Below are 12,818 nucleotides of genomic sequence, written 5' to 3'. Positions count from 1 at the left end.
TGACGGCCGGACGCCGTGCGCACAATGGCTCGCGTATGCGGGCACCGCACGAGTGAGGCCACAAGATGACGTCGCAAGTGGCAGAGAGAGACGAAACTCCCTGCTCGTTCATCGAAGTCGACTCCCCCTCCTTCCGTTTCGACGACCACCGTCTGCGTCTCGCTCGCACCGAGGGCCGGCTCCTGGACAGCAGGTACGGTCCCGTCGTCTGCGATCACGCGACGGTCGGCCGGCTGTTGCGGCAGCCGACCCTGGTGCACGACCCCTGGCGGCAGCTTCGGTACTCCGGGGTGACGGACCACTCGATCGGGGCCTGGTTCGCCTCGCTGCTCATCTTCTCCCGGGCCGAGGACCACGACGCGCTGCGGCAGAACATGCGTCCCCTCCTCCGCGGCCCGGCCTTCGACCCGTCCTTCGCCGCCGCGCAGGCACTCGCCGCCACCGCCGAACTCGACGGTGAGTGCGAGTTCGTGGCGGACGTCGCCGACTCGATCGTGCACGCCCAGGCGGCGCGGCTGCTCGACGTCGACAAGGGGACGTACGGCGAGATCGCACAGCCGGTGCGGGACCTGGCGCTCATCCACCGGCTGATGCCGGCGCGGACGCTCGCGCGGGCGAGGTCGGCGGTCGAGCAGGTGCAGGACTTCCTCGGCCGGCTGGCCCGCCGGGAGGGCGTCACGGCAGCCGAGCGCACGGACTGGACGCGCTCCAGGATGTCGCTCCTCATCGGCTTCGAGCCGTATCGCCTCGTGCTCGGCCAGCTGGTGGCCACGCTCGCCGACCACCCGCGGACCTGGTCGGCGGCGGCCGGCGACGAGACGACCGCCAGTTCGGCCGTACGGGAGCTGCTGCGCTGGATGCCGACGGCGCCGCTCCAGATCCGCTTCACCGAAGTGCCGTTGACGCTGGCCGACCGCACCCTGGAGCCCGGCAGTCCGGTGCTTCTGTGCGCGGTGCAGGCCAACCGCGACGCCGAACCCGACGGCGACGCCTACCACCCGCTGCGCGAACCGACCCGCCCGCACCTCAGTTTCGGCGCGGGCCTCCACTACTGCATCGGCGCCACGGTCTCCGAGCGCCAACTGACCGCCGTACTCAGGGCCCTGGCGGCGCGATTCCGGACCCCGGAGCCGACGGGCACCGTGCGCTGGGGCCCGCCGTCCGGAGTGCAGGGGCCGACCGAGGTCCCGGTCCGGCTGAACCGGCGTCCGAGGTCAGGCCGTTGAGCGGCGGACGCCATCGCTCGCGCACCACAACCGAGAAGGCGCACCCATGGAGAGACAGCCCATGCCGATCGCGTTGGTGTCCCACTGCCTGCTGAACCAGAACGCGAAGGTCAGTGACGGGGCGATCTGTCCCGGAGTGGTTTCGCCGGTGATCGACCTGCTTCGGCGGCGGAACCATCGCATGGTGCAGATGCCCTGCCCGGAATTCACCTTCGCCGGGCCGGACCGCTGGTGGCAGTCGAAGGAGCAGTACGACACCCCGACCTACCGAGAACACTGCCGCGAGCTCGCACGGGCGGTCGTGGACGAGCTGGCCGCGGACCCGTCGGCCGCCGACACCGAGGTGGTCGTGATCGGAATCGACGGCAGTCCCTCCAGCGGGGTCGATCTGATCACGAGCGCCCCCGACTGGCGCGGCGAGCCGGGGCGGTCCGACGCGTGGACGGTGGTCCCCGGACGCGGGGTGTGGATCGAGGAGCTGGAGGCCGAGATCCGCTCACGCGGACTGCGGCCACCGTGCCTGATCGGCGTCGGAATGGACCTGCCCGGCGCGACCCCGGACTCGCTGCGGCGCGACCTGGAGAGCGGGTTGGCAGGATGAGCGCGTCGCCCGGGATCGCGCACGGCGCCGCTCCGGACGGCCGCGGCGGCCGGGTCGCCATCGTCGCGGCAGGCCTGGTCGGCACACCGAAGGTGCTGGACGTCCTCGCCGACGCCGGCTACGGAGTGATCTCCCTGCCCACCACGTCCCACCGCACACTGCTGCGGTGCGCGGTCATCGACGCACATCAGTACGCCGCCCGTGGCTACGTCGTGCGCAAGGTGGGCGTACGCGGGAAGACCGACGACGGCCTGCACCGCGGCGAGTGGGACTCGCTCACGGGCGCGCTCCGGCTCCCCGACCTCACCGTTCCCGAGTTCCTCGTGAACCGCCTCGTGAACGCCGATCCCGGGCCCGAGTCGCTGGAACACCTGAGGACGTTCCTGAATTCCGCCTCCCGAGTGCCCCCAGACCCGTGGTGACCACGCGACACCACCGACCGGAGTTGGAGTACGACGATGACCGACAGCCCGCCCGGAGCCGTCCCGATCGAGGACCCCGGCTTCTACGTCGACGATCCCTGGCCGGCCTTCGCCCGGATGCAGGAGGACGCGTCCTTCTACTACTACGAGCCTCTCGACACCTTCGTGGTGACCCGGCACGCCGACATCCGGGCCATCGCCGGCCTGCCGGAGATCTTCGTCAGCTCCAAGGGCCTCTTCCTCAACGACGTCAAGTACCAGGCGCAGGCCGGGGACGAGCTGATCACCGACAGCTTCTTCCCCAAGGGCGGCGAGCAGGTCGGTACGACGGACCCGCCGCGCCATGCGGAACTGCGCCGGGTGATGGCGCCGGCGTTCTCGGCGGAGGCGATACGGCGGCTGCGGGAAGCGCTGACGCCGGACGTCCGTGAACTCGTCGCCGGGATAGCCCCGGACAGCGTCGTCGACTGGGTGTCCTACGCCAACCTGGTGCCGATCAACGCCGCGATCCGGATGATCGGGCTGCCCCACACCGAGTTCGACCGCGTCCGGTTCTGGAGCGACGAACTGGAGAAACTCGCCGGCGACGTGACGTTCGAGGAACTGCGGGCCGCGGCCGCCGAGTTCCAGAGCCTGCAACGGTTCATCGTGGAGAGCCTGGCGGCCAAGCGCCGGGACCCCGGCGACGGCGACCTCCTCACCGTCCTGCTGACCGCGGAACTCGACAGGACGAACGTCTCCGAGGCCAACGTCGTCATGTTCGCCATGACCATGCTCGCCGCCGGCAACGACACGACCAGGTCCCTGCTCGCCGGCCTGGTCCACCAGCTGGCCCGGCACCCCGACCAGTGGGAGCTGCTTCGCCGGGACCGCTCGCTGCTCCCGTCGGCGGTCGAGGAGACCCTGCGCTATGTCACACCGGCGCGTGCGATGCTGCGGACCGCTACGAAGGACGTCGAGATCGGCGGCCGCCCGATCCGGGCCGGGCAGCATGTGTACCTGATGTACATGGCGGCCAACCGGGACGAGTCGGTGTTCCCCGACGCCCACCGGTACGACGTCACCAGGGGCGAGAGCGTCAAGCACCTGGCGTTCGGCGCCGGCATCCACCACTGCATGGGAGCCCGCCTCGTCCGCGCCCAGGCACCGATCGTGCTCGACGCACTCCTGGACCGCTTCTCGGGCGTGACACTCGCCGGCGACCCCACACCGGTCATGAACCACATCCGCAACGGCTGGACCAGCATGCCGGTGGTCTTCAACACCTGAGCCCGGACAAGCCCCGCGGATCCGGAGAAGCCCCGAAGCCGCCGCCGCACCCCTGTCGGAGAGGGGTGCTGCGGCGCCCTGGAACCGGCAGGCAAACGCATCGAGAAGGTCCCCTACGGCGGCCCGGGGCTGGAGCGGTTCCTCGCGGAGGTCCCGCATCCCAACGCACGGAGTCAGCGGCCGAAGGAGGGCACAGATCTTCCCGCTCACCCGCCCCGAGAACCTGCGTGACAAGGGCGCCGCGCCATGGCGGTGTTCGCCGCGGTCGACGCCCCGCTGCGGGTATGGGCGGTCTGCGAGGCGAAGGATCCGGAGATCGCGCCCTGCGACGTCAACAACGTCCGGCTGAAGCTGAAGCGGCTGGTCGAACGCGGGATCCTGATCGAGCCCGAGCAAGTGTTGTTCACCCAGCCGCCGCCACCTGGCGTATGCCTCACCGATCTCAGCGCACCCCAGAAGAATCTTTCCGTAGGGGAAGATCACCGAATCAAGGTGACGGACAGGCACCACACGCCCGTTGGGGAGGGTCCGCGTGGTGTCCTTCGCCGTGCTGCCGTTGTTGATCCGCAGCAACGCCTCCAGCGCGTCGGGCACATCGAACCCCAACGCCGCACGCAGACCCGCGATGTCCTCATCCGTCGCCGGACCACGCAGCGCCTGCGCACTGACCGGTGCGTTCACCGTAAGCCAGTGCCCTGTCCGCCCCCATGCCCATGCCGACCGCACGTCTTCTGTCCCCGACGCTCCGGCCACACCACCTCAGTACCAGGTCGACCTCAGTACCAGGTCGCCGAATGCTCATGGCCTCGCGGCAGATCCACCCCGGCGCTCGACCCGCTCGGTGTCCGTCCTCGAGAAGTCCCAGAGATGCCGCCGCACCCCATCCTGACCCGCTAAGTAGCAGGTCAGACGGGGTGCGGCGGCATCCGTGCATCAAATGTCCCGGAAGATCTCGATCTGGGCCCCGATCGTGTTGAGGCGTTCGGCGAGGTCCTCGTAGCCGCGGTTGATGACGTACACGTTGCGCAGCACGGACGTGCCCTCGGCCGCCATCATGGCCAGCAGGACGACCACGGCGGGGCGCAGTGCCGGCGGGCACATCATCTCGGCCGCACGCCAGCGGGTCGGGCCCTCCACCAGCACCCGGTGCGGGTCCAGGAGCTGGAGGCGGCCGCCGAGGCGGTTCAGGTCGGTCAGATAGATCGCACGGTTGTCGTAGACCCAGTCGTGGATCAGGGTCTTGCCCTGCGCGACCGCCGCGATCGCCGCGAAGAACGGCACGTTGTCGATGTTCAGGCCCGGGAACGGCATCGGGTGGATCTTGTCGATCGGCGCCTCCAGCTTGGAGGGGCGGACCGTGAGGTCGACCAGGCGGGTACGGCCGTTGTCGGCGACGTACTCGGGCGTGCGGTCGTGGTCGAGGCCCATCTCCTCCAGGACGGCGAGTTCGATCTCGAGGAACTCGATCGGCACCCGGCGCACGGTCAGCTCCGACTCCGTCACCACCGCCGCGGCCAGCAGGCTCATCGCCTCGACCGGGTCCTCGGAGGGGGAGTAGTCCACGTCCACGTCGATGTTCGGGACGCCGTGCACGGTCAGGGTGGTGGTGCCGATGCCCTCGACCTTGACGCCGAGCGCCTCCAGGAAGAAGCAGAGGTCCTGGACCATGTAGTTGGACGACGCGTTGCGGATGACGGTGACACCGTCGTGCCGGGCGGCGGCCAGCAGCGCGTTCTCGGTGACCGTGTCCCCGCGCTCGGTCAGCACGATCGGGCGGTCCGGGCGGATCGAGCGGTCGACCTGCGCGTGGTACTGCCCCTCGGTCGCCGCGATGTCCAGTCCGAACCTGCGCAGCGCGATCATGTGCGGCTCGATGGTCCGCGTGCCCAGGTCGCAGCCGCCGGCGTACGGCAGCTTGAAGTGGTCCATGCGGTGCAGCAGCGGGCCGAAGAACATGATGATCGAGCGGGTGCGTACGGCGGCCTCGGCGTCGATCGACGCCATGTCGAGGTCGGCCGGCGGTACCAGTTCCAGGTCGACGCCCTCGTTGATCCAGCGGGTGCGCACGCCGATGGAGTTGAGCACCTCCAGGAGGCGGTACACCTCCTCGATCCGGGCCACCCGGCGCAGCACCGTGCGCCCCTTGTTGAGCAGTGAGGCGCACAGCAGGGCCACGCACGCGTTCTTGCTGGTCTTCACGTCGATCGCGCCGGACAGCCGGCGGCCGCCCACCACTCGCAGATGCATCGGGCCCGCATAGCCCAGTGAGACGATCTCGCTGTCCAGGGCTTCGCCGATTCGAGCGATCATCTCAAGGCTGATGTTTTGGTTGCCGCGCTCGATGCGGTTGACGGCGCTCTGACTGGTGCCGAGCGCCTCCGCGAGCTGTGCCTGTGTCCAGCCGCGGTGTTGCCGGGCGTCACGGATGAGCCTGCCGATGCGTACGAGGTAGTCGTCTGCCATGAGGTTGAGGTTATCTCAGATATGAGATGGTGCCCGTTGGGGGGTCCGTTCGGGTGATGCGTTGTCAGGGGGCCTGGTTGTTCGGCCCGTCGACCGTGGTTCCGATGCGCACAAGGGCGGGGTCGGGGAACGTCAAGGCGGCTCCCGATGTTTCGTCGTGAATTCCGCCGACCGTTGTCCGGAGGCCTTTCCGCCGTACGCTGATGTGGTGCCCGGTGCACACCACCGGCATGTGTCATCGGGCTCAAGCCGGAGGTACGGGAAATGCCCCAGACGGCCATCTGGACAGCCCTGCTCCCCGGAAATCCGCAAGCCGCGGAGATCACCCCGATCGGGTCCCTCGACGCCGATCCGGGAACGACCGCCCTGACCTCCGACGATGAGAATTCCAAGCCGTTCCTCGCGGTCATCCACAACGGAATCTGACGCACGCCTCGTTGCGCCGTACGCCGCCGCCGGTGTCCTCTCGGAGGCATGACGGTGGCGTCACAGTAATTCCCGCACTCTCGCCGCACAGCGGGGATCGCGTCCGTCCGGGGATGGGTGACGGCCCGGCCGCCATGCGCTTCCCCTTCGTCCGGCCAAAGGCCCGACTTGACACGATCTGACACGTTTTCCGACACGCCGACGATCCGCCTTGTGGGTTCCCCGCACCTCCGTTGGGAGCCGGACGGCGGAGTCCAGGTGGCCGTCGGCGCGACCTTCACCGCCGTCGGCGTGAACAAGGCGGCCCGCATCCTCCTGGAGGCGCTGCGTGAACCGCGCACCGAACAGGACCTGGCGCGCCCCCTCGTCGCCGCCGACCGCTCCCCGGCGGAGGCCGCCGCCCCGGTCGCACGGCTGCCGGCGGATCTGAGGGCCTGCCGCCGGCTGGAGACCCGAGGAGGGTGCGGGGACCCGGAGACGGCCGCCTCCTGAGGCCCGGGGCCGCCGGACGGCCCCGCGGGACGGACCGCCCGGTCTCCGTCCCGCCCGCGGACGTCACCGGCGGCGCTCCCTGGACGTGCGCCGCCACCCGAACGGTCCGGGCAGATCCATCGACGTCGTCCGGCGTCCCGTACTGCTGTGCGTGTGCCGGGGCCCGTGCCTGCCCCCGGTGGTGATGGACCAGGAATGCCGATTGATGTTGAGGCGCACTCCGGGCAGGATCCGGAAGCTCTTCCGGAAGGTGAGCGGCATGACTGCGACTCCTTTCGCTCCCCTCGTCGGCTACCCCCGCGCCGCGAACTGATGGGTGCGAAACCCGGATTGACTCACAGGCGGCCGTTCGGGATGCGGTGATTCGCCCGCGGGAACCGGCCCCGGACACGCCGCGGGGACAGCGGGCAGCGGACAGCGGTGTCCTTTGGCAGGGGAGTTCGTCGTCCTGGTCGCGCTGACCTGCCACGACTGAGTTGGTCGGCAAAAACGTTTCCGCATCGGCTCCATTCGAGGGGCCATTTTCGACGCCCCCGCCATCGGGCAGGGGCGTTGCTCGTGATGGTCTGTTTCAGGATGCCTTTTGGGTGGCGGGCTTCTCGATCTCGGCGGTCACCCGTGCCCCTCGGAAGAGCACCGGGAGCCACAGGAGACATGCCAGCAGGGGGACCGCGGCGTAGGCGGCCATGCCCACACTGGAGCCCAGCCCGTCCATGAGCGCGCCGACGACGAGATAGCCGATGCCGATGAGCGCCGACTCCACGAATGCGATCATCGACAGCAGGCTCGCCCGGTGGCGCGAGGGCACTGCCTCGTTGAACACGTTGTCCACGAGCACGGCGGTGATCTCGGGAATTCCGACCAGGACCAGGAACGCGGCGATGGTGACCCAGACAAGGCCGAGGCCGCTCAGACCGAGCGCCACGGCGAGCGTCAGGAGAGACACCGGGACGATGCCCCGATACCCGATGCGCCGGTCCGCGCGGTCCGACAGCAGGGGAGTGAGCCCGCCGACGAAGAATCCCGCCGATATGACCACGCTGACCAATGCGGTGCCCGCTCCCTGATCGGAGAGGGTCTTCTGCGTGAAAATGATGTACGGCGTCAACGTCGCGTGCATCAATCCGGACACCACGACAAGCGTCACGAGCGCCGGCGTGGCGACCCGAAGCATCGCCCGCCATGCTGTGCCGTCGCCGTGCTCCTCCTCGGCTCCGTCCTGCTCGTCCACCGCGTCCGCGCCGCGGATCTCGGGCACCCGTGACATCAGCACCACCACGGCCAGGACGAGGCACGCCGCCGAACCGACGTAGACGACTCCCCAGGAAATCCGCTGCAGTTGGCCGCCGAGGGCGATGGCGGCTCCCGAGGTGACCGTCCCGAACATGGTGAACCGGGACTTGATCCTGACGTAGCCGGCCGTCGCACCACGACGCACGAGCAGGTCGTACAGCAGGGCGGTGTCCGAACCGGACACACATGCCATGCCCACGCCCTGCCCGATGAACAGCGCCAGGAACACCCAGTAGTCGGAGAACGCCACCTGGCCGAGCAGACATCCAGCCGTCAGCACCTGGCCGATCACGATGCTGGCACGCCTGCCGATTCGGTCGGCGATGACTCCCGTCGGCAACTCCGCAAGTCCGCTGACCAGGTAGAGCAGTGTCTGCAGTAGGGCCACTTGCCCGGCGGAGAAGCCTCGCTGATAAAGGAAGAGGACGAATACGCCGCGCTGGAACAGCGTGTTGGCGAGCACGGCGTATACGTAGAACGGGCGCGTGACGCTTCGTGCTGCATCGTCGACTGCAGCCGACCCGCCAAGGGCCTCCGTGGTGCTGGTCATGCTGTGGGCTCCCCCTGGTGACTCCGGTGATCATTGGTGTTGGACCTCCGCCGCCGAGATGACGAGGCGACGGCGGGGACCAAGACGCGTGTCGTCGACGGAGCTGAACGCCGGACCGCGCCGTGCGAGGAACTGCGCATCAGCTCGCTCGAACGCCTCCCCGCCCGAGGAGCCGTGACCAGCGCTGATCGCCGTGGCTGGCGATGCTCGGCGGCAGGGTGATTACCTACCGCCGCTCTTTTGGGCTCAGCTCGGTGAGGGGGCGGAACTGCTCGCGCCCGTCGGCGGCGGCCTCATCGACCGGCTCCAGCAGGTGTTGCCGGCCCGGGGCAGAGGTGTCCTGCCGTTCGGTGTGGAATCCGACGCGGGCTCGCGGGTGCGGCCTGGACTGGTCGAAACACGAGCACGCGTCCTGGCGGGGCCCCCGCCGCTCCGGGGCTGGATCTGATGTGTCGCCCCAGCGGTTCACGTAGAGCCTCGGTTCTTCCGTGTCCGTCATGGCACCAAGATACGGAGGTTGCTGAGAGCCGCTTCAGTGACTACGCGCGCGAGGGACTCAAGGGGCGAACGCTTGCGTGGGGAAGCTGGCGCTGCTGATGGGGAATCGCGTGACGTTCCACATGCGGTCGGGACCGGAAGCAGGCGTTGATGGGGGGCGAGCGAGCGTCTGGGGCGGCCGGAGGCTGCTGCGGGGCGGGAGAGACTGGGTTTGCCGAACCAGAACGGTGGGCCGCAGAGGAAACGGTGCAGGTGACTGGGCAGCCGGAGAAGTGAGCTCACCGCGCCCAGCGAAACGGCCGTACGGCGGCCACGTCCTCGAACCGGGCCGTCACACAGTCCAGCAGCGGAGGCCGCCGACGCTCGCGTACAGCATCCACGTACGACAGCTCGACGGACGGCTCTGCAAGATTTACCCCGACCGGGTACGGCCATCCAGCACTCCCGGCGCGTCACCTCGTACGACTGGGTTCGCTGGCAAGGAAGCCGAAACGACCGGGTTCGCTGTCGAACGCCTCGATTGGATGACAGCGGTCAAGCGGGTCCGGGCATGACCATCCCGCGCCCGTGTACTAGAGTTATCTCGACATCGAGATATCTGCCTAGGCGCACCGTAGCCGCCACCTCTAGTAAGGCATGCCTAACTTAGCCTGACCTTACTGGATCGGCCAAGTTGGCGTGGCGGCACGATTGACGGTGGTACGCGCACATCAATGAAGGAGACTGTCGTGTCGGCGAACAGCTTCGACGCCCGCAGCACGCTGCAGGTGGGCGACGAGTCGTACGAGATCTTCCGGCTGGACAAGGTGGAAGGCTCGGCTCGCCTTCCGTACAGCTTGAAGGTGCTGCTGGAGAACCTGCTCCGCACTGAGGACGGCGCGAACATCACCGCCGACCACATCCGCGCCCTCGCCGGCTGGGACTCGCAGGCCCAGCCCAGCCAGGAGATCCAGTTCACGCCGGCCCGCGTGATCATGCAGGACTTCACCGGCGTGCCCTGTGTCGTGGACCTCGCCACCATGCGTGAGGCCGTCAAGGAGCTCGGCGGCGACCCGGCGAAGATCAACCCGCTGGCCCCGGCCGAGCTGGTCATCGACCACTCCGTCATCGCCGACAAGTTCGGCACCCACGAGGCCTTCGCGCAGAACGTCGAGCTGGAGTACGGCCGCAACCGCGAGCGCTACCAGTTCCTGCGCTGGGGCCAGACCGCGTTCGACGAGTTCAAGGTCGTCCCGCCGGGCACCGGCATCGTCCACCAGGTGAACATCGAGCACCTGGCGCGCACGGTCATGGTCCGGGGCGGGCAGGCCTACCCCGACACCCTGGTCGGCACCGACTCGCACACCACCATGGTCAACGGCCTCGGCGTGCTCGGCTGGGGCGTCGGCGGTATCGAGGCCGAGGCCGCCATGCTCGGCCAGCCGGTCTCCATGCTCATCCCGCGCGTCGTCGGCTTCAAGCTGACCGGTGAGCTCAAGCCCGGCACCACCGCCACCGACCTGGTGCTCACCATCACCGAGATGCTCCGCAAGCACGGTGTGGTCGGCAAGTTCGTCGAGTTCTACGGCGAGGGTGTGGCGGCGACGAGCCTCGCCAACCGCGCCACCATCGGCAACATGTCGCCGGAGTTCGGCTCCACCGCCGCGATCTTCCCGATCGACGGCGAGACCCTGAACTACCTGCGCCTGACCGGCCGCTCCGACCAGCAGGTCGCGCTCGTCGAGGCGTACGCCAAGGAGCAGGGCCTCTGGCTGGACCCGAAGGCCGAGCCCGACTTCTCCGAGAAGCTGGAGCTGGACCTCGCCACGGTCGTCCCCTCCATCGCCGGCCCGAAGCGCCCGCAGGACCGTATCGTCCTCGCCAACGCCGCCGAGCAGTTCAAGAGCGACGTCCGCAACTACGTCGCCGACGACGACGAGGCGGGCAAGGAGTCCTTCCCGGCCTCCGACTCCCCGGCCACCGCCAACGGCGTTCCGACCAACCCGGTCACCGTCACCGCCCCCGACGGCTCGACCTACGAGATCGACCACGGCGCGGTCACCGTCGCGGCCATCACCTCCTGCACCAACACCTCCAACCCGTACGTCATGGTCGCCGCCGCCCTGGTGGCCAAGAAGGCGGTCGAGAAGGGCCTGACCCGCAAGCCCTGGGTCAAGACCACCCTCGCCCCGGGTTCCAAGGTCGTCACCGACTACTTCGAGAAGGCGGGTCTGACCCCCTACCTCGACAAGGTCGGCTTCAACCTGGTCGGTTACGGCTGCACCACCTGCATCGGCAACTCCGGCCCGCTGCCGGAGGAGGTCTCCAAGGCCGTCAACGACCACGACCTCGCGGTCACCTCGGTCCTCTCCGGCAACCGGAACTTCGAGGGCCGGATCAACCCCGACGTCAAGATGAACTACCTGGCCTCCCCGCCGCTGGTTGTCGCCTACGCCCTCGCCGGCTCGATGAAGGTCGACATCACCAAGGACGCCCTGGGCACCGACACCGACGGCAAGCCGGTGTACCTCCAGGACATCTGGCCCACCGAGGCCGAGGTCAACGAGGTCGTGGCGAGCGCCATCGGCGAGGACATGTTCAACAAGTCCTACGCCGACGTCTTCGCCGGCGACGCCCAGTGGCAGTCGCTGCCGATCCCGACCGGCAACACCTTCGAGTGGGACCCGCAGTCGACCTACGTCCGCAAGCCCCCGTACTTCGAGGGCATGGCGCACGAGCCGTCCCCGGTCACCGACATCGCCGGTGCCCGCGTCCTGGCCAAGCTGGGCGACTCGGTCACCACCGACCACATCTCCCCGGCCGGCGCCATCAAGGCCGACACCCCGGCCGGCAAGTACCTCACCGAGCACGGTGTGGAGCGTCGTGACTTCAACTCCTACGGCTCCCGCCGAGGCAACCACGAGGTCATGATCCGCGGCACGTTCGCCAACATCCGCCTGCGCAACCAGATCGCGCCGGGGACGGAAGGCGGCTACACCCGCGACTTCACCCGGTCCGCCGAAGGTGAAGGAGGGGCGCCGGTGGCGTTCATCTACGACGCCTCCCGCAACTACATCGAGCAGGGCATCCCGCTGGTCGTCCTGGCCGGCAAGGAGTACGGCTCCGGCTCGTCCCGCGACTGGGCCGCCAAGGGCACCGCGCTGCTCGGCGTCAAGGCCGTCATCGCCGAGTCGTACGAGCGCATCCACCGCTCGAACCTGATCGGCATGGGCGTGCTCCCGCTCCAGTTCCCGGAGGGTGCCACCGCCGAGTCCCTCGGTCTGACCGGCGAGGAGACCTTCTCCTTCACCGGTGTCGAGGAGCTCAACAACGGCACCACGCCGCGCACGGTCAAGGTCACCACCGACACGGCCCCCGGCGAAGCCGGTAATGTGCGCCGTGAGTTCGACGCGGTCGTCCGCATCGACACCCCCGGTGAGGCCGACTACTACCGCAACGGCGGCATCATGCAGTACGTGCTGCGCAGCCTGCTCCGCAAGTAGGCAGCAGGGGCCTGTGAGGGCCGCGTCCCCGGTCAGCGGGGGCGCGGCCCTTCGCGTTGCGTCGTCGTCGTCCGTACCGTTGCCGGTGCGTGACAT

General features: G+C 68.9%; 11 protein-coding genes. 7 read left to right on the top strand and 4 right to left on the bottom strand.

The annotated features are described in order from the left end of the window. The first annotated feature begins 77 nt into the window (after positions 1–77). Genes AB0D59_RS19600 through AB0D59_RS19585 form a run of 4 tightly spaced genes read left to right on the top strand, consistent with a single transcriptional unit; the run spans position 78 to position 3,518 of the window. Complete coding sequence (locus AB0D59_RS19600) at positions 78–1,226, top strand: cytochrome P450 (protein ID WP_362566516.1); 1,149 nt, start codon at positions 78–80, stop codon at positions 1,224–1,226. A gap of 46 nt (positions 1,227–1,272) precedes the next feature. Next, positions 1,273–1,827 carry a hypothetical protein gene (locus AB0D59_RS19595; protein ID WP_362566514.1) on the top strand — a complete coding sequence of 185 codons (555 nt, stop codon included), beginning with the start codon at positions 1,273–1,275 and terminating at the stop codon, positions 1,825–1,827. Further along, positions 1,824–2,249 carry a hypothetical protein gene (locus tag AB0D59_RS19590; RefSeq protein ID WP_362566511.1) on the top strand — a complete coding sequence of 142 codons (426 nt, stop codon included), beginning with the start codon at positions 1,824–1,826 and terminating at the stop codon, positions 2,247–2,249. Before AB0D59_RS19595 ends, AB0D59_RS19590 begins: the two co-directional genes overlap by 4 nt. Positions 2,250–2,285: 36 nt before the next feature. After that, positions 2,286–3,518 carry a cytochrome P450 gene (locus AB0D59_RS19585; RefSeq protein WP_362566508.1) on the top strand — a complete coding sequence of 411 codons (1,233 nt, stop codon included), beginning with the start codon at positions 2,286–2,288 and terminating at the stop codon, positions 3,516–3,518. 933 nt (positions 3,519–4,451) lie between these two features. Here AB0D59_RS19585 and AB0D59_RS19580 read toward each other — a convergent pair. Continuing rightward, the gene (locus tag AB0D59_RS19580) at positions 4,452–5,981 is read right to left on the bottom strand and encodes a UDP-N-acetylglucosamine 1-carboxyvinyltransferase (protein ID WP_362566505.1); all 1,530 of its coding nucleotides are present in this window, start codon (positions 5,979–5,981) and stop codon (positions 4,452–4,454) included. Between the two features lie 264 nt (positions 5,982–6,245). Between AB0D59_RS19580 and AB0D59_RS19575 the strand changes: the two genes are divergently transcribed. Then, positions 6,246–6,407 carry a hypothetical protein gene (locus AB0D59_RS19575; protein ID WP_362566502.1) on the top strand — a complete coding sequence of 54 codons (162 nt, stop codon included), beginning with the start codon at positions 6,246–6,248 and terminating at the stop codon, positions 6,405–6,407. 213 nt (positions 6,408–6,620) lie between these two features. Then, a complete protein-coding gene (locus tag AB0D59_RS19570; RefSeq protein WP_362566500.1) occupies positions 6,621–6,899 on the top strand; it encodes a hypothetical protein in 279 nt (92 codons plus the stop codon). Between the two features lie 63 nt (positions 6,900–6,962). On the opposite strand, the gene AB0D59_RS19565 is transcribed toward AB0D59_RS19570, so the two are convergent. The 3 genes from AB0D59_RS19565 to AB0D59_RS19555 form a co-directional block, all read right to left on the bottom strand. Continuing rightward, on the bottom strand, positions 6,963–7,160 hold the full coding sequence (locus tag AB0D59_RS19565; RefSeq protein ID WP_362566498.1) for a DUF4236 domain-containing protein: 198 nt from the start codon (positions 7,158–7,160) through the stop codon (positions 6,963–6,965). Positions 7,161–7,470: 310 nt separating this feature from the next. Beyond that, on the bottom strand, positions 7,471–8,742 hold the full coding sequence (locus AB0D59_RS19560) for an MFS transporter (RefSeq protein WP_362566495.1): 1,272 nt from the start codon (positions 8,740–8,742) through the stop codon (positions 7,471–7,473). Positions 8,743–8,968: 226 nt separating this feature from the next. Beyond that, entirely contained in the window at positions 8,969–9,241 is a 273-nt protein-coding gene (locus AB0D59_RS19555) for a hypothetical protein (protein ID WP_362566492.1), read from the bottom strand. Between the two features lie 727 nt (positions 9,242–9,968). On the opposite strand from AB0D59_RS19555, the gene acnA reads away from it, so the two are divergent. Further along, positions 9,969–12,722 carry an aconitate hydratase AcnA gene (acnA, locus tag AB0D59_RS19550; protein WP_362566490.1) on the top strand — a complete coding sequence of 918 codons (2,754 nt, stop codon included), beginning with the start codon at positions 9,969–9,971 and terminating at the stop codon, positions 12,720–12,722. Positions 12,723–12,818: the final 96 nt, after the last annotated feature.

Origin of the sequence: Streptomyces sp. NPDC048417, assembly GCF_040651615.1 — a bacterium.
GTDB lineage: Bacteria > Actinomycetota > Actinomycetes > Streptomycetales > Streptomycetaceae > Streptomyces.
Note: the sequence above shows the minus strand (reverse complement) of the source record. Positions and strands in the feature narration are given on the sequence as shown.